Below are 20,698 nucleotides of genomic sequence, written 5' to 3'. Positions count from 1 at the left end.
CATGTTGTCCGCCACGCCGCTGCACCACACGCCCTGCTCCGCCGGTGTGCCCGTGGGCATCGGTTGGCGGCACCCCCATTACGCGGCGCTGCTGGAGCAGCGGCCCGCCCTGGACTTCATCGAGGTCCATTCCGAAAACTTCTTCGCCCCCGGCGGCGCCGCGCTCGCGGTGCTGCGCGAAGGCCGCGCGCACTACCCCGTCAGCCTGCACGGCGTGGGCCTGTCGCTGGGTTCGGCCACGGGCCTCGATCCCTGGCACCTCGACCAGCTCGCCCGCCTGGTGCGGCTCATCGAGCCGGTGCGCGTGAGCGACCACGCGAGCTTTGCGCGCGGCCCGGGCGGCCACGCGGCCGACCTGCTGCCCGTGCCCCTGACCCACGCCGCGCTCGACGCCATGTGCGCCAACGTGGCCCGTGTGCAAGACCGGCTGCGCCGCCCCATCGCGGTGGAAAACCTCTCGGCCTATGTGCGGTGGCGCGACCCCGAGATGGATGAACCGAGCTTTCTGAACACGCTGGCGCAGCGCACCGGCGGCCAGCTGCTGGTGGACGTGAACAACCTCTACGTGAACGCGCTCAACGCGCAGCTGCGCGGCGACACCCAGGACCCGCTGGCGCACGCCCGGCGCTGGCTCGACGCCATCGCACCCGCCCACGTGGCCGAACTGCACCTGGCCGGCCACGTGCACTGCGGCGACATCGTGATCGACGACCACGGCAGCCGCGTGGTGGACGCGGTGTGGGCGCTGTACCGCCACGCGGTGCAGCGCTTTGGCGCGGTACCCACGCTGATCGAGTGGGACACCGACGTGCCCGCACTCGGCGTGCTGCTCGACGAAGCCGATCGCGCCCGCGCGGTGGCCCGGCAGGCCCTCGCCGCCGAGGAGCTGGCAGCATGAACACGCACGCGCCACCCTCGCTGGCGCTGCAGCAGCAGGCCTTGCTGCGGGCGCTGCTGGGCCGCCCCGGCGCGACCACTGCCGATGCCGCGGCGACACCGCTGCTGGACCTGCTCGACGCGCGCCACCCGCAGGCCGCGCGCGGCCTGGCCGCCTACCGGGCCAACGGCCACGCGCTGGCCGAACGTGCGCTGAGCGCAGCCTACCCGGTGATCGCGGCGCTGATCGGTGGCGACAACTTCGCCCCGCTGGCGCGCGACCTGTGGCAGCGCCACCCGCCGCAGTGCGGCGACCTGGCGCAATGGGGCGACACCCTGCCCGGATTTCTCGACACCAGCGAACAGCTGGCCGATGTGCCCTACCTGGGCGACGTGGCGCGGGCCGAATGGGCCTTGCACCGCGCCGCGGGCGCGGCCGACGCCGCGCCCGACCTGCCCAGCTTCGCGCGCCTGGCGCAGGAAGACCCGCAGGGCCTGGCGCTCACGCTCGCGCCCGGCAGCGCCGTCATCACCAGCCCCTACCCCGTGGCCAGCCTGGTCACCGCCCACCGCCTGGGCGAGCCCGGCCTGGCCGTCGCCGCGCAGCGTCTGCGCGAGGGCCTGGGCGAACACGCCCTGGTGTGGCGCCAGGGCCTGCGCCCGCGCATCGCCGCCATCGCGCCGGCCGAAGCGGCCCTGGTGCAGGCCCTGCTCGCGGGGGCCGATCTGCCCCAGGCCCTGGACGCGGCGTGCGCGCCACCCCGACCGGGGCCTTCGATTTCACGGCCTGGCTCAGCGCCGCCGTGGCCGACGGACTGGTGACCGGCGTGCACCGCCTGGCCACGGCCCTTTCCCTCCCCACCCCTCCAAAGGAGACCCCGACATGAACACCCCCTTGCTGCACCACGGCCTCGCCGCGTGGCGCGCCGTCACCGCCGTGCTCGATGGCGCCCGGCCGCTGGCCGCGCTGGTGGCCCGCGCCTACCTCGCGCAGGTATTTTTCCTCTCCGGCCTGACCAAGATCCGCGACTGGGACACCACCTTGCTGCTGTTCACCGAGGAATACCGAGTCCCCCTGCTCCCGCCCGATCTGGCGGCCGTGCTGGGCACCGCGGGCGAGCTGGTGCTGCCCGTGCTGCTGCTGGTTGGTCTGGCGGGCCGCTTCGCGGCACTGGGTCTGAGCGTGGTCAACGTGGTGGCCGTGCTCAGCCTGGCCGAGATCGCCCCCGCCGCCCTGCAGCAGCACATCACCTGGGGCGTGCTGCTGGCCGCGCTGGCGCTCCACGGCGTGGGCCGGTGGTCGGTGGACGGCACCTGGCTCCAGCCGCGTCTGCCGCGCTGACCGACCCCGCACGGCGCCCGCCGTCGGCCCATGAATTAAGCTCGATCACCCCTTGCTGGAGACCCCCACGTGACCACCCCCGCTTTCACCCGACGCCAGCTGTTGCTGGCCGCTGGCGCCGCCACCGGCAGCGCCCTGCACCCCGCCTGGGCACAGACCGCCACGCCCGTCTGGGCCGATGTGGATAAGGCGGCCCGCGGCCAGACCGTGCGCTTCAACGCCTGGGCCGGCAGCGAGCAGATCAACGCCTACATCCAGTGGGCCGCGGCGCAGATCCAGGCCGCCCACGGCGTGAAACTCGAACACGTCAAGATCAGCGACGCGGCCGATGTGGTCAAGCGCGTGCGCGCCGAAAAAGCCGCCGGCCGCGGCGCGGGCGACGGCACGGTGGACCTGATCTGGATCAACGGCGAGAACTTCGCCGCCATGAAGCGCGAAGCCCTGCTGGGCGCGCCCTTTGCCCACAGCCTGCCGAACTTCCGCCTGGTGGACACGGTGGGCAAACCCACCACGCTGAACGACTTTTCCGTGCCCACCGACGGGCTGGAATCGCCTTGGGGCATGGCGCAGCTGAGCTTTTTTGCCGACAGCAAACGCCTGCCGCAGCCGCCACAGAGCACGGCCGACCTCCTGGCCCTGGCGCGCCAGCAACCCGGGCGCCTGAGCTACCCGCGCCCGCCCGACTTCCACGGCACCACCTTCGTCAAGCAGGCGCTGCTGGAACACACGCGCGACGCCGCTGCGCTGGCCCGCCCGGTCACGCCCGACGCCTTCGCCGGCGTCACCGCCCCGCTGTGGGCCTACCTCGACGCACTGCACCCCCACCTGTGGCGCGGCGGCAAACAGTTCCCGCAGAACGCCGGCGCCATCCGCCAGATGGTGGCCGACGGCGAACTGCTGATCGGCATCACCTTCAACCCCAACGACGCGGCCAACGAGATCGCCGCCCACCGTCTGCCCGCCAGCGTGACCAGCTGGCAGTTCACCCAGGGCACCGTGGGCAACACGCACTTCGTCGCCATCCCCTACAACGCGCCGGCCCGTGCCGGGGCGATGGTGGTGGCCAACTTCCTGCTCTCGCCCGCCGCGCAGGCGCGCAAGGCCGACATCGCCCAATGGGGCGACCCGACGGTGCTGGACCTGGCGAAGCTGCCCGCCGCGGAACGCGCGCTGTTCAGCGCCGCCCCGCGGCCCGGCCAGGTGCAACAGACCGCCCCGGCCCTGCCGGAGCCGCACGCCTCGTGGGTGGAGCCGCTGGAAAAAGCGTGGACCAGCCGCTACGGCACGGGCGCCTGAACCGGCCCGCGCCATGATCCGCCCGAGCGGTCTGCTGGCCACGGCCCTGCTGCTGCTCGCCGGCCTGCCCCTGCTCGCCACGGCGGCGCTGGCGCTGGGCGCCCTGTTCGATGCCAGCGCCTGGCGCGCGCTGTGGCAAGACCCGCAGCTGCTGCCCGCCCTGGCCTACAGCCTGTGGACCGGGCTGGCCGCCACCACCATCGCCTGGTGGGCCACGCGGGCGCTGCTGGCGCAGGGCTTTGTGCAGCATTCGCTGGACCGCCTGCTGCGCGGCCTGCCGGTGATGCTGGCCACGCCGCACGCGGCCTTTGCCATCGGCCTGGCGTTTCTGCTCGCGCCCAGTGGCTGGCTGCTGCGGGCGCTCTCGCCCTGGCTCACCGGCTTTCACTTTCCACCGCCCTGGCCCACCACGCAGGACCCCTGGGGCCTGGGCCTGATCGCGGCGCTGGTGTTCAAGGAAATCCCCTTCCTGCTCTGGACCGCCGCCACCCAGCTGCAGCGCGACGACCTGCGCCGGCGCTGGCGCGCCGAACACACCCTGGCCCAGACCCTGGGCTACACGCCGCGGCGGGCGTTCGCGCGCGTGGTCTGGCCGCAGCTGGCACCGCGCCTGACCGGCCCGCTGCTGGCCGTGCTGGCCTACGGCCTCACCGTCGTGGACATGGCCCTGGTCATCGGCCCCGCCCGCCCACCCACGCTGGCCGTGCTGGCCTGGCAATGGCTGCAGGACGCCGACCTCGCCACCAACGCGCAGGGCGCGGCAGCGGGGGGTGTGCTGGTGCTGGCGGTGGGCCTGTCGGTCCTGCTGTGGCGAGGCGTGCAGGCCCTGGCGCGGCGGCGGACCCTGCGGTCCGACGGGCGACGCGGGCGCCTCCCGGCCCATCGGCGCAGCGACCTGTCATGGGGCGCCTGGCTGCTGGCTGGCGTCTACGCCGCCGTGCTGCTGGCCCTTGCCGTCGGCAGCGTCGCCGGCATCTGGCCCTTCCCCGCGCTCTGGCCCGAAGCGCTCACCGCCCAGGCCTGGCACAGCGTCTGGGCCAGCCGCGGCACCGTGCTCACCACCCTGGGCCTGGCGGCCGCCTCGTCGGCGCTGGCCCTGGCCTGGGCCGTGGCCTGGCTCGAATGCGCGCCCCGCCCCTGGGACGCCGCGCTGCGCCCCCTGCTCTACCTGCCGCTGCTGCTGCCCGCCGTGCTGTGGGTGGTGGGCCTGTACGGCCTGGCGCTGTGGCTGCGCATCGAAGGCCGCTGGCCCGCCCTGCTGCTGGCCCACACCCTCATGGCCCTGCCCTACGCCCTGCTGGCGCTGGCGCCCGCCTACACCGGCTTCGACCCGCGCTACCGCGCCATCAGCGACAGCCTGGGCCATGGCCGCTGGCACTTCCTGCTGCGCGTGAAATGGCCGCTGCTGCGCCGCGCCCTGGCCGCCAGCGCGGCGGTGGGTGCTGCCGTCAGCGTGGCGCAGTACCTGCCCACGCTCTACCTGGGCGCGGGGCGCTGGGCCACCGTCACCACCGAAGCGGTCACGCTGGCGGCCGGCGCGCAACGTTCGCTCACCAGCGCCTACGCCGGCCTGCAGTGGCTGCTGCCGGCGCTGGGCTTTGCGCTGGCCGCCTGGGTGGGCCGGCCCAGGCGCTTTACAGTCACCGGCACATGACGCTTTCGGTCCACATCACCACCCTCCGCAGCGCGCAACGCACACTGCTGCGCGACCTGCATTTCGACGTGCCCGCGGGCGCCATCCTCACCCTCATGGGGCCCAGCGGCAGCGGCAAAAGTTCGGTGCTGGGCGCCATCGCCGGCACGCTGGGCCACGTGGCCGAGGGCGCGCAGGCGCTGCGATTCGAGGGTCAGATCCGCCTCAACGACGCCGACCTCACCCACACGCCCACGGCGCAGCGCGGCATCGGCCTGCTGTTCCAGGACCCGCTGCTGTTCGCCCACATGACCGTGGCCGAGAACCTGCAGTTCGCCGTGCCGCCCGGCCCGCGCGCGCAGCGCTGGGCCCAGGTGCAGCAGGCGCTGGCGGACGCGGGGCTGGACGGTTATGGCGAGCGCGACCCGGCCACGCTCTCGGGCGGGCAGCGCGCCCGCGCGGCCCTGATGCGCGCCCTGCTGGCGCAACCCCAGGCACTACTGCTGGACGAGCCATTTGCCCAGCTCGACGCCGCCCTGCGGGGGCAGTTCCGCGCCTTCGTGTTCGACCACCTCCGCGCGCGCGGCATCCCGGCCGTGCTGGTCACGCACGACGCGGCCGACATCGCCGACCCCACACTCGTCGTGGAGCTGCCCCATGCTGGATAAGGCCGTGCAGCGGGCGCTGCGCCCGGTCATGTCGCAGGCCGCGCGTGGCCTGGTGTGGCTGGGTGTGGGGGCCGACGCGATCAGCTTCACCGGCTTTGCCATCGGCCTGGCCGCGGCCGGCGCCATCGCTTTCCAGCTGTACGGGGCCGGCCTGGCCCTGCTGCTGCTCTCGCGCCTGCTCGACGGGCTGGACGGCGCCGTCGCCCGCGCCACCACCCCCACCGACCGCGGCGGCTTTCTCGACATCACGCTGGACTTTCTGTTCTACGCCGCCATCCCGCTGGCCTTCGCCATCGCCGACCCAGCCACCAACGCCCTGCCCGCCGCGGTGTTGCTGGCCAGCTTCATGGGCACCGGCAGCAGCTTCCTGGCCTTCGCCGCCGTGGCCGAAAAACGCGGCCTGACCGACACCGCACTGCCGGGCAAGAGCTTCTACTTTCTGGGCGGCCTGACGGAGGCGACCGAGACCATCGCGGCCTTCGCCGCCATGTGCCTGTGGCCCCAGTGGTTCGCGCCCATCGCCTACGGCTTCGCGGCGCTGTGCGGCGTCACGATCGCGCTGCGGATCGGGTGGGGGTGGCAGCGTTTGCGATAAGACCTTCTGGAGATTTGCATGGCTTTGTTGGCAGAAGAACTGGTCGAAGAATGGCTCAATCGTCAGGGCTACTTCACCATCCGTGGCATCAAGCTGGGTGTCAACGAGATGGATCTGCTGGCGTTGCGCACCTCGGCGCAGGGGCTCGAACGCCGACACATAGAAGTGCAGGCCTCCGTGAATCCGGTCGCCTACATCACACAGGTCCCCAAGGACGTACAGCTGCGATCAGGGCGTGCGCCTGGCAGTGCCAAGGTCCGGGATGACGTCGAACTGCGCGCTGCCGTGCACGAGTGGATTCAGAAAAAATTCGATCACCCTCGCAAAGCGGCTCTTCGACTCCGTCTTGCAGCCGGCCCCTGGTCGCGAGAGCTGATCGTCCACAAGGTCAAGCATTTGAGGGAACTCGAACTGCTGACCGAAGCGGGCGTTCAGGTTCGCCAGCTTTCGCAAGTCGTTTCCGAACTGAAGCACCAACGTTTCGAACTTGAGGGGGCATCGGGAACGCACCTGGTGGACCTGGTGGCCATGGCCGATTCGTTTTCAGAACCAAAGAACGGGTGAGTCGCAACGAGACTCATCACATCCGCCGGATGCCCATCCGCCGCAGCACCGCCTTCTCCCCCTCCACGATCACGAACTTGCCCAGCGCCAGGGCCACGATGAGGGCCCAGGACGTGGCGTCCAGCGCCGCCGTGCCGAACAGCGCCTGCATCGGCGGCGCATAGGTGAACAGGGCCTGCAGCGCCAGCGTGATGGCGCAGGCCCAGACGGCGATGCGGTTGCCCGCCAGCGTTTCCCAGCGCCAGGCGCTGGCGGTGAAGTGCCGCACGTTGAAGAGGTAGAACACCTCGCTCATCACCAGCATGTTGACCACCGCGGTGCGCGCCACTTCGATGGGGCTGCCCCGCGACAGCTCCCAGCCGTAGACCACCAGGGTGGCCGCCACCATGAGCACGGTGATGTAGACCACGCGCACGAACAGCAGCCGGGTGATCAGGGGTTCGCTGGCCGGGCGCGGCGGACGGCGCATCACGCCTGGCTCGGCCGGCTCGAAGGCCAGGGCCAGGTCCAGCGTGATGCTGGTGACCATGTTGACCCACAGGATCTGCGCCGCCGTGACCGGCAGGGCCAGGCCGGCGAACACGGCGGCCAGGATCAGGCCGGCTTCGCCCCCGTTGGTGGGCAGGATGAACAGCAGCGATTTCTTGATGTTGTCGAACACCGTGCGCCCCTCACGCACCGCGCCGGCGATGGTGGCGAAGTGGTCGTCGGTGAGCACGATGTCGGCCGCCTCGCGCGCGGCGTCGGTGCCGCGCCGGCCCATGGCCACGCCGATGTCGGCCGCCTTGAGCGCGGGCGCGTCGTTGACGCCGTCGCCCGTCATGGCGACGAACTGGCCGCCGGCCTGCAGGGCGGCCACCAGGCGCAGCTTGTGTTCGGGGCTGGCGCGGGCGATCACGTCGGTCTGGGCCAGCCGCGCGGCCAGGGCCGCGTCGTCCAGCGTGTCGATCTCGCTGCCGCTGATGGGGTGGCCATCGCGCAGGCCCAGGCGGGCGCCGATGGCGGCGGCCGTGGCGGCGTGGTCGCCGGTGATCATGACCACGCGCACGCCGGCCGCCTGGCATTCGGCCACCGCGGCCAGGGCCTCGGGGCGCGGCGGGTCCATCAGGCCCACCAGGCCGAGCAGGGTGAAGCGCGGCGTGATGTCGGTCAGGCTGAGCTCGCGCGTGCCGGCGGGCAGCGCGCATTCGGCGAGCGCCAGCACGCGCTGGCCTTCGGCCGCGGCGGCGTGCATGCGGTGGTGCCAGGCCAGGGCGTCCAGCGGCTGGCCTGCCGCGTCGCGTACGCACAGCGCGAGCACCTGTTCGGGCGCGCCCTTGAGCAGCGCGAACACCTGGCCGTGGTGGTCGTGGTGCAGCGTGGCCATGTAGCGGTGCGCGGACTCGAAGGGGATGCTGTCCAGCCGGGGCGTGCGCGCCAGCGCGTCGGACGGGTCCATGCCGGCCTTGAGCGCCAGCGTCAGCAGCGCGCCCTCGGTCGGGTCGCCCGCCAACGCCCAGCCGTCGGGCCCGTGGTGCAGCTGCGCGTCGTTGCACAGCAGGGCGCAGCGCGCCAGCCGCCAGACGCCGTCGTGGCGCACCGGGTCGATCACCTGTCCGTCGACGTGGAAACCACCCTCGGGGGCGTAGCCGACGCCGCTGACCTCGACCGTGTCGCCCACCACCATCAGGCGCACCGCGGTCATTTCATTCTGGGTGAGCGTGCCGGTCTTGTCGGTGCAGATGACGCCGACCGAGCCCAGCGTCTCCACCGCCGGCAGGCGCCGCACGATGGCGCGCTGGCGGGCCATGCTGGCGGTGCCGATGGCCAGCGTGATGGTGACCACGGCGGGCAGGCATTCGGGGATGGCGGCGACCGCCAGGCCGACCACGGCCAGGAAGATGTCCAGCGGCGCCAGACCGCCGACGCGGCTGCCCCAGAGGAAAGTGGCCACGCTCACCAGCAGGATGAAGAAGGTGATCTGGCGCGCGAACTGGTCGAGCCGGCGCGTGAGCGGCGTGGCCAGGCTCTGCACCTCGGACACCAGGCGCCCGATGCGGCCGATTTCGGTGTGCCCGCCGGTGGCCACCACCAGGCCCGCCCCCTGGCCCACGGCGACCACGGTGCCGGCGTAGGCCATGCCGGCCCGCTCGGCCAGGGTCGCGGCGGCGGCGCCCGGCGCGGGGTCTTTGTCCACCGGGACGGACTCGCCGGTGAGTGCCGCTTCGTCGATGCGCAGGTTCTTGGCCGAGAGCAGGCGCAAGTCGGCCGGCACGCGCGCGCCGGACTCGACCAGCACCACGTCGCCGGGCACCAGCGCGGCGGCGTCGATTTCGTGGCGCTCGCCGTCGCGCAGCACCATGGCGCGGCTGGCCAGCAGGGCGTGCACGGCTTCGAGCGCGCGCTCGGCCTTGCCTTCCTGCAGGAAGCCGATCACCGCGTTGATGAGCACCACGCCCAGGATCACCGCCGCGTCCAGGTGGTCGCCCAGCCAGACGGTGGTGGCCGCCGCGGCCAGCAGGGTGTAGATGAGCAAGTTGTGGAACTGCCCGGCGAAACGGCGCAGCCCGCCCGGGCGCGGCGCGGTGGCGAGGCGGTTGGGGCCGTGCTGCGCGAGGCGCCGGGCCGCCTCGGCGCCGGACAGGCCGGTTTCCGCGCTGCCCAGGCGTTGCAGGGCGGTGGCCGTGTTCAGCGCGTGCCAGGCGTCGGTAGGGAGCGGCTCGGGGTTCATCGCGCCACCATACCCGAGCCGGGTGACGCGCCACCCCGCACAGATCAAGCCGGGCGCGCGATCGCCTGCGCAGGCGCCGGGGCCCAGACCAGCGCGTGGTGGTCAAAGCCCTGGGACAGGGTCGGTTTGACCACCTCGAAATAGGGCGACACGTCGAAATCGCGCGGGGCGTACAGGCTGTAGTGGCGCACGTGGAGGATCTGGCGGACGCAGACCTCGCATCCCGGGTCGTTGAGCACGGCCTCCTCGATGATCGGCAGGATGGGGTAGCGCACCGACTCGAAGGCCTGGGCGATCAGGGTCGAACAGATGGCGCGTGTGGGGTCGCCGCTGCCCAGTGCCAGCATGTGGCGCCGCCAGTGCATGGGCACGGGCAGCGTGGGCAGCAGGTAGCGCGCCAGATCGACGATGTTTTTCAGGTCGTAGCGGTGGCCGATGCTCTGCACCGCGAAGGCGCACACGGCGCGGACTTCGTCGGCGCTCAGGCTGGCCGGACGGCAGATGCGGCAATGGCGCCCGGTGTAGGCCGCGAGCGGCACCGCGCGCACGCCATCGTGCATGTCGGCCTCGACCACGCTGGGTGGCTCTGCGCCGACCGCCGCACCCGAACCGATGGGCCCCACATACAGCGCTGCATGCGACCAGGTGGACTGCGTCAGGTACTTGATCACCGCGCTCACGCGCGAATCACCGTCCACCAGGATCACGTCGCCCGGGCGCACACAGGCCGCCAGCAGCGCGTTGTCGGTCGGATACCCGATGGTCGCGGTACGCCCAGGCGCCGTGAGGTAGCGCGCCAGTGCATGCCCTATCCATTGCCTCATGCCGGACACCCCCAGGTGTAAGAATGGCGGTCCCCACACGACCAAGCCCCATACCGAACCAAGGAACGTGTCGTGAACATCCGCAAAGTCCTGCTGCTGGTGGCCGTGCTGCTGGCCATCGTCGCGTTTTTTGGCCTCGATCTCAACCGCTATTTCAGCCTGGCCTTCCTGCAGGAGAGCCAGTCGCGCTTTGCCGAGCTGCGCGCCGAGCAGCCGCTGCGACTGGCTCTGGTGTATTTCGGCGTGTATGTGGCGGTCACCGCGCTGTCGCTGCCAGGCGCGACCATCGTCACGCTGGCCGGCGGCGCCATCTTCGGTCTGGGCTGGGGTTTGCTGATCGTGTCGTTCGCGTCCAGCATCGGCGCGACCCTGGCCTTCCTGACCGCGCGCTTCCTGCTGCGCGACGCGGTGCAAAGCCGTTTCGGCCAGCGCCTGGCCGACGTGGACCGCGGCATCCAGAAAGACGGTGCCTTCTACCTGTTCACGCTGCGCCTGATCCCGGTCGTGCCCTTCTTCGTCATCAACCTGCTGATGGGCCTGACCAAGATGAAGACCTGGACCTATTACTGGGTCAGCCAGATCGGCATGCTGGCCGGCACCGCCGTGTATGTGAACGCGGGCACGCAGCTGGGCCAGCTGAGCTCACTCAAAGGCATCGTCAGCCCCGGCCTGCTGGGCAGCTTCGTGCTGCTGGGCCTGTTCCCGCTGATCGCACGCAAGGTGGTCGAGGCGGTGCAGAAGCGCAAGGTGTACGCGAAATGGGCCGGCGTGCGGCCCACCAAGTTCGACCGCAACCTGATCGTGATCGGCGCCGGTGCGGGCGGGCTGGTGTCGGCCTACATCGCCGCCGCCGTCAAAGCCAAGGTGACCCTGATCGAGGCGCACAAGATGGGCGGCGACTGCCTGAACTACGGCTGCGTGCCCAGCAAGGCGCTGATCAAGAGCGCGAAGCTGGCGCACCAGATGCGCCACGCCTCGAACTACGGCCTCACCGATGCCGCGCCCGCGTTCAGCTTCAAAGCCGTCATGCAGCGCATCCACGACGTGATCGCCGCCATCGAACCGCACGACAGCGTCGAGCGCTACACCGGCCTGGGCGTGGAGGTGCTGCAGGGCCACGCGAAGCTGGTGAGCCCGTGGACGGTGGAGATCGCACTGAACGGCGGCGGCACCCAGCGACTGACCGCGCGCAGCATCGTCATCGCCGCCGGTGCCCGGCCGTTTGTGCCGCCGCTGCCGGGTCTCGATGAGGTCGGCTACGTCACCAGCGACACGCTGTGGGATGCATTCGCCCAGCTCGACGCAGTGCCGAAGCGCCTGGTGGTGCTGGGCGGCGGCCCCATCGGCTGCGAGCTGGCGCAGGCCTTCGCACGCCTGGGCGCGCAGGTGACGCAGGTGGAGATGGCGCCGCGCATCATGATCCGCGAAGACGAAGAAGTCTCCGCGCTCGCCAAGGCCGCGCTGGAAGCCGACGGCGCGGCCGTGCTCACGGGGCACAAGGCGCTGCGTTGCGAGGTGGTGAACGGCGAAAAGACCCTGGTGGTGGAACACGGTGGCACCGAAAAGCGCGTCCCCTTCGACCAGCTCATCTGCGCCGTGGGCCGCGTGGCGCGCCTGACCGGCTACGGGCTGGAAGACCTGGGCATCCCGACGAACCGCACGGTCGAGACCAACGAGTACCTGCAGACCATCTACCCCAACATCTACGCCGCCGGCGACGTGGCCGGTCCGTTCCAGTTCACCCACGTGGCGGCGCACCAGGCCTGGTACGCGGCGGTGAACGCGCTGTTCGGCGACTTCAAAAAATTCAAAGCCGACTACTCGGTCATCCCCTGGGCGACCTTCATCGCCCCCGAGGTGGCGCGCGTGGGCCTGAACGAGCAGGAAGCGAAGGAAAAGAAGATCCCCTACGAGGTCACCCGGTACGGCATCGACGACCTGGACCGCGCGATTGCGGACAGCGAAGCGCACGGCTTCGTGAAGGTGCTGACCGTGCCGGGCCAGGACCGCATCCTGGGCGTGACCCTCGTCGGCCCCCACGCGGGCGACCTGCTGGCCGAGTACGTGCTGGCCATGAAACACGGCCTGGGCCTGAACAAGATCCTGGGCACCATCCACACCTACCCCACGCTGGCCGAGGCCAACAAATACGCGGCCGGCGCCTGGAAGCGCGCCCACCAGCCCGAGCGGCTGCTGGCCTGGGTGCAGCGGTTCCACGACTGGAGGCGTGGATGAACCCCGCCTGGCGAACCCTGCTCGCGCTGTCCGGCGCCGGCGTGCTGCCGCTCGCCCTGGCGCAGGCACTGCCGCCGCTGACCCAGGCCGATGGCGCGCTCCACCCCGGCTGGCGCTATGTCGGCTTTCCCAAGCAAAAGGCCGAGATCCCGCCGACCGTCATCGAAGCCGGCCAGGCCGATGGCCAGCCCGCGGTCCAGGTGGTCACCACCGCGTCCTACGGCAGCCTGGTGCACGACCTGAAGGACGCCCCGCCCACCCGCCTGCTGTGGCGCTGGCGGCTGGACCAGCCGCTCACCGGCGGCAAGGCCCCGCCCGACCTGACCACCAAGGCCGGCGACGACGCGGCGCTCAAGGTCTGCGCCATGTTCGACCACCCGCTGGACCGCGTGCCCTTTGCCGAGCGCACCGTGCTGCGCATCGCGCGCAGCGTCAGCGGCGAAGCCCTGCCCGCCGCCACGGTCTGCTACGTGTGGGACAGCGGCCGCGCCGCCGGCTTGCAGGGCGCCAACCCCTACACCCGGCGCGTGCGCTACATCAGCCTGCGCGGCAGCGAAGCGCCCACCCGCCAGTGGCTGAACGAAAGCCGCGACCTGGCGCGCGACTTCGCCACCCTGTTCGCCGACGAACTGCCCGCCGGCAGCGCCGTGCCGCCGGTGCGCACCGTGCTGATCGGCGCCGACAGCGACAACACCGCCAGCCGCAGCAGCGGCTGGGTGGCCGATCTGCGCGGCGGGCCACCCTGAGCCCGCCAGATCCCGCCGGATACACCCCGTAACATCAGGGCATGTCCTCAGGCATCCAGAAACTGCTGCTGCTCGGCGCCGGCCACGCCCATGTGCAGGTGCTCGCACGGCTGGCGCAGCACCGCCCGGCCGACCTGGACGTGACCGTGCTCACGCCCTACCCCTTCCAGACCTACAGCGGCATGGTGCCCGGCCTGGTGGCGGGGCGCTACACCACCCCGCAATGCCAGATCCCGCTGGAGCCGCTGTTCAAGGCCGCGGGCGCGCGCTGGGTGCAGGGCCGCGTCACGGCGCTGGACGCCGCCGCGCAGACGGTGCAGGTGGCGCCCGCCGGCGGCAACAAGAGCGCCCCGGACCACCTGCCCTACCACCGCCTGTCCATCGACACCGGCGCCATCATCGACCGCCACCTGCTGGAGGCGAGCATGCCCGGCGCCGCGGCACGCGCCCTCATCGTGCGGCCCATCGAAGCCTTTGCCGCGCTCTGGCCCCAGGTGCTGGAACTGGCGCAGAAACAGGCGGTGTCGCTGGCCGTCATCGGCGCCGGCGCCGCCGGGCTGGAACTGGTCTTCGCGGCCGAACAGCGGCTGCGCGGCGCCTGCCCGGCCGGCGCCAGCTTCACCCTCATCACCGGCGGTGCCGAACCGGCCGCCAACTACCCCGAGGGCGTGCGCCAGCGCGTGCTGCGCCAGCTCAAGCGGCGCGGCATCACCGTGCTGCGCGAGGCCTGCACCGGCGTCGACAAGGGCGTGGTGCACCTGGCCAGCGGCGCCAGCCTGGCCTGCGACGTGCCCGTGCTCGCCATCGGCACGCACGCGCCGGTCTGGCTGCAGGGCAGCGGCCTGGCGCTGTCGGACAGCGGGCATGTGCGGGTCAACGCCTGCCTGCAAAGCACCAGCCACCCCAACGTGTTCGCCGCCGGCGACGTGGCCAGCCGCGCCGACGCGCCGCACCCCAGGAGCGGGGTGTACGCGGTGCGCGCCGGCCCGCCACTGGCGCACAACCTGATGGCGGCGCACCACGGCCAGCCGCTCAAGGCCTGGCGCCCGCCGCGGCGCACGCTCAACCTGCTGTCGTGCGGCGCCGGCCACGCCATCGCCAGCTGGGGGCCGCTGCACGCCGAAGGCGGCTGGGTCTGGCGCTGGAAAGACCGCATCGACCGCGCCTTCATGGCCCGGTACACGCTGCCCACCCCCCACAACCCCACGGCAGCGGGCTGAGCCGCGCGCCCCGCACAATCGGGCGCTCTTCGCTCTTCGCTCTTCCTTCTGACGCCCATTCCATGACGCCTGCCCTCCACCGCCTGATCGCCGCCGCCCTGCTGGCGCTGTCCGGGGCCGCGCTGGCCCTGCCTCCAGCGCCCGCCGATGCGCCGGTGCTGCACCCCTGGCAGGCCCCGACGCCCCGCGCCAACGCCGAGGCCTACTTCACCAACCTGCAGGACGGGGACGTGATCGACACCCCCTTCGTGCTGAAGTTCGGGCTCTCGGGCGGCTGGGGGCTGGCGCCCATTGCCCAGCCGGCCCGCGCCAAGAGCGGGCACCACCACCTGCTGATCAACCGCGAGCTGCCGCTGAACTTCAAGCAGCCCCTGCCCTTCAACGAGCAGTACATCCACTTCGGCAAAGGCCAGATGGAGCATGTGCTCGCACTCGCCCCCGGGGCTTACACGCTGCGCATGCTGCTGGCCGACCAGAAACACCTGCCGCATTTCGTGTTCAGCAAACCGGTGCGCATCACCGTGCGCCAGCAGCTGGCCACCGATCCCAAAAGCCTGCAGAAGACCCCCGCCATCCAGCTCCTGCTGCCGGCCGGGGCCGAGGCGCGCGCGCCGCTGCGGGTGCAGTTCCACGCCTCGGGCCTGCAGGTGGCGCACGCCGCCCAGCAGGCCCCAAACACCGGCCACTTCCGCCTCACGCTCAAGCCGGGCGGCGGCGGTGCGCCGCAGGTGATGGACTTCGGCAACGGCCAGACCGAAACCTGGTTGGCCCCTCCGGCGGGCGGCTACGCGCTGCAGCTGGACTTCGTGGACAACCTGAACCCCGGCAGCACCCTGGCCCCGGCCGCGCAGGCGCAGCTGCGCGTGCGCTGACGGCGGGCCTTGACGCCCCAGGCCACGCCCACCCCCATGCCCACCCCGCCCGACCGCAGCGCCTGGCAGGTCTTCCTGGTCTTCCTGCGCCTGGGCCTCACCAGCTTCGGCGGCCCGGTCGCGCACCTCGCCTACTTCCGCACCGAATGCGTGGAACGCCGCCGCTGGCTGAGCGAAGCGGCCTACGCCGACCTCGTCGCGCTCTGCCAGTTCCTGCCCGGTCCGGCCAGCAGCCAGGTCGGCATGGCGCTGGGCCTGATGCGCGCCGGCTACCGCGGTGCCTTCGCCGCCTGGGCCGGCTTCACCCTGCCCTCGGCTCTCGCGCTCATCGCGCTGGCGCTGGGCCTCGCGCACGCGGGGGATGCCGTGCCCGCCGGCGCGCTGCACGGCCTCAAGGTGGTGGCGGTCGCCGTGGTCGCGCAGGCCGTGTGGGGCATGGCGCGCAGCCTCTGCCCGGACGGGCCCCGCCGTGCGCTCATGCTGGCCGCCGCCGCGCTGCTGATCGCCTGGCCGGGCGCCATGGCGCAGCTGCTGGCCATCGGCGTGGCCGGGCTGGTCGGCCTGGCGGGGCTCCGGCCGGCGGCCGACACACCGCACGCCCCCCTGGCCGTGCCCGTCACGCGCCGCGCGGGCGCGGCCTGGCTGGGGCTGTTCTTCGCGCTGCTGCTGGGCCTGCCGCTGCTGGCGGCCGCCTGGCCATCGCAGGCGCTCGCGGTGGTGGACGCCTTCTACCGCGCCGGCGCCCTCGTCTTTGGCGGCGGCCACGTGGTGCTGCCGCTGCTGCAGGCCAGCGTCGTCCCCACCGGCTGGGTGGCGGGCGACGCTTTCCTCGCCGGCTACGGCGCCGCGCAGGCCGTGCCGGGCCCGCTGTTCACCTTCGCGGCCTTCCTGGGCGCGAGCCTGCAGGGCGCGCCCAGCGGCTGGGCCGGTGGCCTGATCGCGCTGCTGGCCATCTTCGCGCCCGCGTTCCTGCTCATCGCCGGCGCGCTGCCGTTCTGGGACGGGCTGCGCGCCCGCCCGCGCGTGCGCGCGGCGCTCATGGGCATCAACGCCGCCGTCGCCGGCCTGCTGCTGGCCGCGCTGTGGAACCCGGTCATCACCAGCGGCATCCGCGGCCTGGCCGACGGGCTGCTGGCCGGTGCGGCCCTGCTCGCGCTGATGCGGTGGAAGTGGCCGCCCTGGGGGGTGGTGGCGGGGTGTGCGGCACTCGGCTGGGCCGTGGCACCTTGAACGGCACCCGGTGACAGGCCCGCACGGCGGGTGTACAAAGCCGCCTGGTCCGGACCGACCTCAACACACGGAGGACATGAGATGCAACTCGGCTACACCATCGTCTACGTCCCCGACGTCGCGGCCTCGCTGGCCTTCTGCGAACGGGCCTTCGGCCTGTGCTGCAAGTTCCTGCACGACAGCGGCACCTACGGCGAGCTGGACACGGGCGCGACCACCTGGTCGTTCGCCGCGCACGCACTGGGCGACCTGAATTTCGCCGGTGGCCATGTGCACGCCGACACGTCGGCACAGCCCCTGGGTTTCGAGATCGCGCTGGTGACCGACGACGTGCCGGCCGCCCATGCGAGAGCGCTGGACGCCGGTGCCCGCGAGATGGCGCCACCGGTGTCCAAGCCCTGGGGGCAGATCGTGTCGTATGTGCGCTGCCCGGACGGTGTGCTGGTGGAGCTGTGCACGCCGATGGGCGGCTGAGACGGCGTGAACATGCCGCCCTTCAGGGCTTGACCAGGTGCCAGATGCCGCGGGCGCCGTCGCCCTTGTGGTCGCCGGGCTGCTTGTCGTTCGCAAACCGGTACAGCGGTCGGCCCTTGTGGGTCCATTGCGGCTGGCCGTCCTCGCGCACCAGCAGCGTGTAGTCGCCAAACGCCTGGGCGCCTTTCTGGGCCAGCATGGGCATCCAGGTCAGGGTGCACGGCCCGGTGCAGGCGCTCTTGCCCGGCACGGTCAGGTCGTTGTCCCACACGTAGAGGCTCATGCCCTTTTCGTCGGTGACGACGCCGTCGGTGGTCCTGGGCTGCGCCCCGACGGTCGACACCCACACCGTCAGCACCAGGGCCGGCAGGACTTTCAAGCAACGTGGCAAGGTGTTCATGGCGATGTCTCCGGGGTTGAATGGCTTTTTCACTGCAGGCGCCTGCGCCGGTGAACATTTGATCCGCATCCAGTGCGGATGTCACGCCCGGCGTGGCACGGTTCTTGTACCGTGTGGGCACCGCGGGGCGCCTGTGCACCCGGCGGCACCACCCCGAGGGAGCCCACCATGCAGCAAGTCTCCGTTCCCCTGTCCTGGCAGCTGGCGCCCAGCACGCTGACCCAGCCCATCCTGCCCAACTGGCAGTTCCACCTGTTCAACGTGCACCTGGGCACCTCGTCCAACCCTTCGGTCGAGCAGGCGGCACTGGAGAAGGTGGGCAGCTACGGCCGCCAGATCGGCCACCTGGCCGAGGCGCTGGAGCTGATCGTGAAGAAGACCCAGCTGCTCGACAGCCCCGACCTGGCGCCGCACGAGCGGGACGTGCTGCAGGTGTTCCTGGGCGACGTGGCCACCATCCGCCAGATCAAGACCGCACTGGCGAGCGGCTGAAGTCCGGTCAGACCGATGGGGTTAGATGGGGTCCGGGCCACCCCTTGCCGGCCGATGTGAGAAGCTGCGCCTTTCCCTTCCCTCCCCTTCGACGAGCAGCCCTCCATGCTGGACCGATTTTTTCTGCTCGCCGATGTCGCCCCTTCCGGACTGCTGACCGGCACCTACGACCACGCCCTGGTCGCGCTGTCGGTGGCCATGGCCATCACCTCATCGGCGCTGGCCTACTACATCGCCGACTTCGCCAACGCGTCACGCGAGCGGCTCAACCGCATCGTGGGCATCGGCACCAGCGGCATCGTCATGGGCACCGGGGTCTGGATGATGCATTTCATCGGGATGCTGTCGCTCCAGCTGTGCGTGGATGTGCAGTACGACCCCGCCATCACCGCGCTGTCGCTGCTGCCCGCACTGGCGGCCTCGTGGCTGGCGCTCAGCCGCACCTCGGGTCAGGACTCCGCGCGGCGGATGGTGGTGAACGGCTCGCTCATCGGTGCGGGCATCGGGCTGATGCACTACGGCGGCATGGCCGCCATGACCATGGCGCCCAGCCTGCGCTACGACCCGTGGCTGTTCCTGTTGTCGCTGGTGGTGGCCATTGGCCTGGCCGTGGCGTCGCTGTTCGTGCGCCGCGCCTTGCACGCCCGGTTTGCCGGCCTGCGCTGGATTTCGAACGTGGTGGGCGGCGCGGTGCTGGGCCTGGCCATTTCGGGCATGCACTACGTGGCCATGCTGGCCACCCGGTTCATCGGTCTGGAAGAACCCGGCAGCGAGGTGTTGCGCGTCGCCACCGTCTCGGCCGTGGTGCTGACCATGTCCAAGGTGCTGGTGGCCCTGGTGGTCTTTGTGGTGATCATCAACCTGCTGCTGCGCTACCGCGATCTGTACCTGCGATCCCAGGCGCTGGCCGAACGTGAGGTCGCGCTGCGCACCCAGGCGGACGCGGGCAAGCTGGTCGCCGAGGAAGCCAAGGACAAGGCCGAGATGCTGGCCCAGCTGCGCTCCGAATTCCTGTCGAACATGAGCCACGAGATCCGCACGCCCATGCACGGCATCATGGGCCTGATCGGCGAGATCCGGCGCCAGGAACTGAACCCGAGGGTGCGCGAGCTCACAGTGCTGCTCGATGGCGTGACGCGCCACATGCTGCAACTGCTCAACGACATCCTCGACCACTCCAAACTCGAAGGCGGGCAGTTCCAGCTGCAGCCCCGGCGCTACCCGATGGCCCCCGAGGTGGAACGCGTGGCCGCCAGTTTCAATGCGACCGCCCAGGACAAGGGCCTGATCCTGATCACCGACGTGTCCGCGGCGCTGGAGGTGACGCTGGACCCCGTCCGCGTGAACCAGATCATCAGCAACCTGATGGGCAACGCGATCAAATTCACCGACCGCGGCTTCGTCAAGCTCACCGTGGTCGAGCAGCGGCATCCGCAGGCGGGCCGGGGCATCCGCATCCAGGTGCAGGACAGCGGTGTGGGCATCGGCCCGGAGGTCTGCGACAAGATCTTCGACAAGTACTACCAGGTGGTGGACGGGGACATCCACTACGTCAGTGGCACCGGCCTGGGCCTGTCGATTTCCAAAGAACTGGCCACCCTCATGGGCGGCACCATCTCTGTGAAAAGCGAGCTGGGCCGGGGCACCACCTTCACGGTCGATTTGCCCTGCGATGCGCCCGCCGCCGATCTGCCGACGCCGGAATCGGCCCCCATCCCGCTGCCCGATGCGTCGGGGTCCGTTGCGGCGGTGCCCGCGCTGCGGGTGCTGGCGGCGGACGACAACAGCATCAACCGCACCCTGCTCCAAGCCTATTTCCAGGGCACCGACCACCAGCTGACCCTGGCAGAAGACGGTCGCCAGGCGCTGCACGCGGCGCGCCAGGCCGACTTTGATGTGGTGCTGCTGGACATCGGCATGCCCCACCTGAACGGCCCGGACGCGATGCGCGCCATGCGCCGGCTGGGCGGCGTGTGGGCGGGCCGTCCCTTCATCGCGCTCACCGCCAATGCGCGGGAGGAGGACAAGCAGGACTACCTCGCCATGGGCTTCGACGGCTATGTGTCCAAGCCTTTCAGCCGCGAAGAACTGATGGCCGAAATCGCCCGCGTGCACCCCCTCGCGGCCCTTGCGCAGCCCGGCACAGCTGTGAGCGATCCCCAGGCGTTCGACGAGGACGGCAACGACCTGGAGGTCCTGATGGACAACTTCGCCAGCCTGAGCCCGCACGACCTCAAGCAGTTCGTCATCAGCGCCGCCGATCAGCTGCACCTGAACCTGTCCATCACCCGGGAACGGCTGGGCACGCAGGACGCCCACGGCCTGAAGGAAGCGCTGCACTGCATCGCCGGCAGCGCGCCCGCCATCGGCTGCATGCGGCTGGGCCAGACGGCCAGCCAGGCGATGGAACACCTGCGCGCCAACGGGGCATGGGAAGAATCCAGCCAGCTGACCCGGCGCTGCCTGGAACTGGGACAGGGCTCCGTCCAGTGGCTGCACCGGCTCGCCCGGGGCATGTGAT

General features: G+C 71.4%; 19 protein-coding genes. 16 read left to right on the top strand and 3 right to left on the bottom strand.

Annotated features, from left to right (window positions below; genetic code table 11):
- Position 1: 1 nt before the first annotated feature.
- From RMP09_RS02440 to RMP09_RS02405, 8 genes are all read left to right on the top strand, one after another.
- The gene (locus RMP09_RS02440) at positions 2-898 is read left to right on the top strand and encodes a DUF692 domain-containing protein (RefSeq protein ID WP_310564419.1); all 897 of its coding nucleotides are present in this window, start codon (positions 2-4) and stop codon (positions 896-898) included.
- Positions 895-1,698, top strand: a complete 804-nt coding sequence (locus RMP09_RS02435) for a DNA-binding domain-containing protein (protein WP_310564418.1) — start codon at positions 895-897, stop codon at positions 1,696-1,698. Before RMP09_RS02440 ends, RMP09_RS02435 begins: the two co-directional genes overlap by 4 nt.
- A gap of 61 nt (positions 1,699-1,759) precedes the next feature.
- Positions 1,760-2,218 carry a DoxX family protein gene (locus RMP09_RS02430; protein ID WP_310564417.1) on the top strand — a complete coding sequence of 153 codons (459 nt, stop codon included), beginning with the start codon at positions 1,760-1,762 and terminating at the stop codon, positions 2,216-2,218.
- A gap of 69 nt (positions 2,219-2,287) precedes the next feature.
- Positions 2,288-3,514 (top strand): ABC transporter substrate-binding protein, encoded by a 1,227-nt coding sequence (locus RMP09_RS02425; RefSeq protein WP_310564416.1) that lies wholly within the window; start codon positions 2,288-2,290, stop codon positions 3,512-3,514.
- A 13-nt stretch (positions 3,515-3,527) separates the two neighbouring features.
- Positions 3,528-5,168: an ABC transporter permease subunit gene (locus tag RMP09_RS02420; protein ID WP_310564415.1), complete on the top strand. Its 1,641-nt coding sequence runs from the start codon at positions 3,528-3,530 to the stop codon at positions 5,166-5,168.
- Complete coding sequence (locus RMP09_RS02415; protein WP_310564414.1) at positions 5,165-5,815, top strand: ATP-binding cassette domain-containing protein; 651 nt, start codon at positions 5,165-5,167, stop codon at positions 5,813-5,815. Before RMP09_RS02420 ends, RMP09_RS02415 begins: the two co-directional genes overlap by 4 nt.
- Complete coding sequence (locus RMP09_RS02410; protein ID WP_310564413.1) at positions 5,805-6,410, top strand: CDP-alcohol phosphatidyltransferase family protein; 606 nt, start codon at positions 5,805-5,807, stop codon at positions 6,408-6,410. Before RMP09_RS02415 ends, RMP09_RS02410 begins: the two co-directional genes overlap by 11 nt.
- An 18-nt stretch (positions 6,411-6,428) precedes the next feature.
- A complete protein-coding gene (locus tag RMP09_RS02405) occupies positions 6,429-6,974 on the top strand; it encodes a hypothetical protein (protein WP_310564412.1) in 546 nt (181 codons plus the stop codon).
- 16 nt (positions 6,975-6,990) lie between these two features.
- On the opposite strand, the gene RMP09_RS02400 is transcribed toward RMP09_RS02405, so the two are convergent.
- On the bottom strand, positions 6,991-9,684 hold the full coding sequence (locus tag RMP09_RS02400) for an HAD-IC family P-type ATPase (protein ID WP_310564411.1): 2,694 nt from the start codon (positions 9,682-9,684) through the stop codon (positions 6,991-6,993).
- Positions 9,685-9,728: 44 nt separating this feature from the next.
- Positions 9,729-10,508 carry a YiiX/YebB-like N1pC/P60 family cysteine hydrolase gene (locus RMP09_RS02395; protein ID WP_310564410.1) on the bottom strand — a complete coding sequence of 260 codons (780 nt, stop codon included), beginning with the start codon at positions 10,506-10,508 and terminating at the stop codon, positions 9,729-9,731.
- Positions 10,509-10,580: 72 nt separating this feature from the next.
- Between RMP09_RS02395 and RMP09_RS02390 the strand changes: the two genes are divergently transcribed.
- From RMP09_RS02390 to RMP09_RS02365, 6 genes are all read left to right on the top strand, one after another.
- Entirely contained in the window at positions 10,581-12,743 is a 2,163-nt protein-coding gene (locus tag RMP09_RS02390; RefSeq protein WP_310564409.1) for an FAD-dependent oxidoreductase, read from the top strand.
- Entirely contained in the window at positions 12,740-13,489 is a 750-nt protein-coding gene (locus RMP09_RS02385) for a DUF3047 domain-containing protein (protein ID WP_310564408.1), read from the top strand. The genes RMP09_RS02390 and RMP09_RS02385 overlap by 4 nt, the downstream gene beginning before the upstream one ends.
- Positions 13,490-13,530: 41 nt before the next feature.
- Positions 13,531-14,709, top strand: a complete 1,179-nt coding sequence (locus RMP09_RS02380) for an FAD-dependent oxidoreductase (protein WP_310564407.1) — start codon at positions 13,531-13,533, stop codon at positions 14,707-14,709.
- Positions 14,710-14,771: 62 nt separating this feature from the next.
- Positions 14,772-15,581, top strand: coding sequence for a DUF4399 domain-containing protein (locus RMP09_RS02375; protein ID WP_310564406.1), 810 nt, complete (start codon positions 14,772-14,774; stop codon positions 15,579-15,581).
- A gap of 36 nt (positions 15,582-15,617) precedes the next feature.
- On the top strand, positions 15,618-16,811 hold the full coding sequence (chrA, locus tag RMP09_RS02370; protein WP_310564405.1) for a chromate efflux transporter: 1,194 nt from the start codon (positions 15,618-15,620) through the stop codon (positions 16,809-16,811).
- A gap of 81 nt (positions 16,812-16,892) precedes the next feature.
- Positions 16,893-17,285 carry a VOC family protein gene (locus RMP09_RS02365; protein ID WP_310564404.1) on the top strand — a complete coding sequence of 131 codons (393 nt, stop codon included), beginning with the start codon at positions 16,893-16,895 and terminating at the stop codon, positions 17,283-17,285.
- A 22-nt stretch (positions 17,286-17,307) separates the two neighbouring features.
- Here the strand turns inward: RMP09_RS02365 and RMP09_RS02360 are convergent, their stop codons facing one another.
- Positions 17,308-17,685: a hypothetical protein gene (locus RMP09_RS02360; RefSeq protein ID WP_310564403.1), complete on the bottom strand. Its 378-nt coding sequence runs from the start codon at positions 17,683-17,685 to the stop codon at positions 17,308-17,310.
- A 168-nt stretch (positions 17,686-17,853) separates the two neighbouring features.
- On the opposite strand from RMP09_RS02360, the gene RMP09_RS02355 reads away from it, so the two are divergent.
- Together RMP09_RS02355 and RMP09_RS02350 are read left to right on the top strand one after the other, a co-directional pair.
- Entirely contained in the window at positions 17,854-18,177 is a 324-nt protein-coding gene (locus RMP09_RS02355) for a hypothetical protein (RefSeq protein ID WP_310564402.1), read from the top strand.
- 105 nt (positions 18,178-18,282) lie between these two features.
- Positions 18,283-20,697: an MHYT domain-containing protein gene (locus tag RMP09_RS02350; protein WP_310564401.1), complete on the top strand. Its 2,415-nt coding sequence runs from the start codon at positions 18,283-18,285 to the stop codon at positions 20,695-20,697.
- The last annotated feature ends 1 nt before the right edge of the window (position 20,698 follow it).

The sequence above is a fragment of the Hydrogenophaga sp. genome, assembly GCF_031426985.1.
Classification (GTDB): domain Bacteria; phylum Pseudomonadota; class Gammaproteobacteria; order Burkholderiales; family Burkholderiaceae_C; genus Hydrogenophaga.
This window is presented reverse-complemented; position numbering and strand designations above follow the sequence as displayed.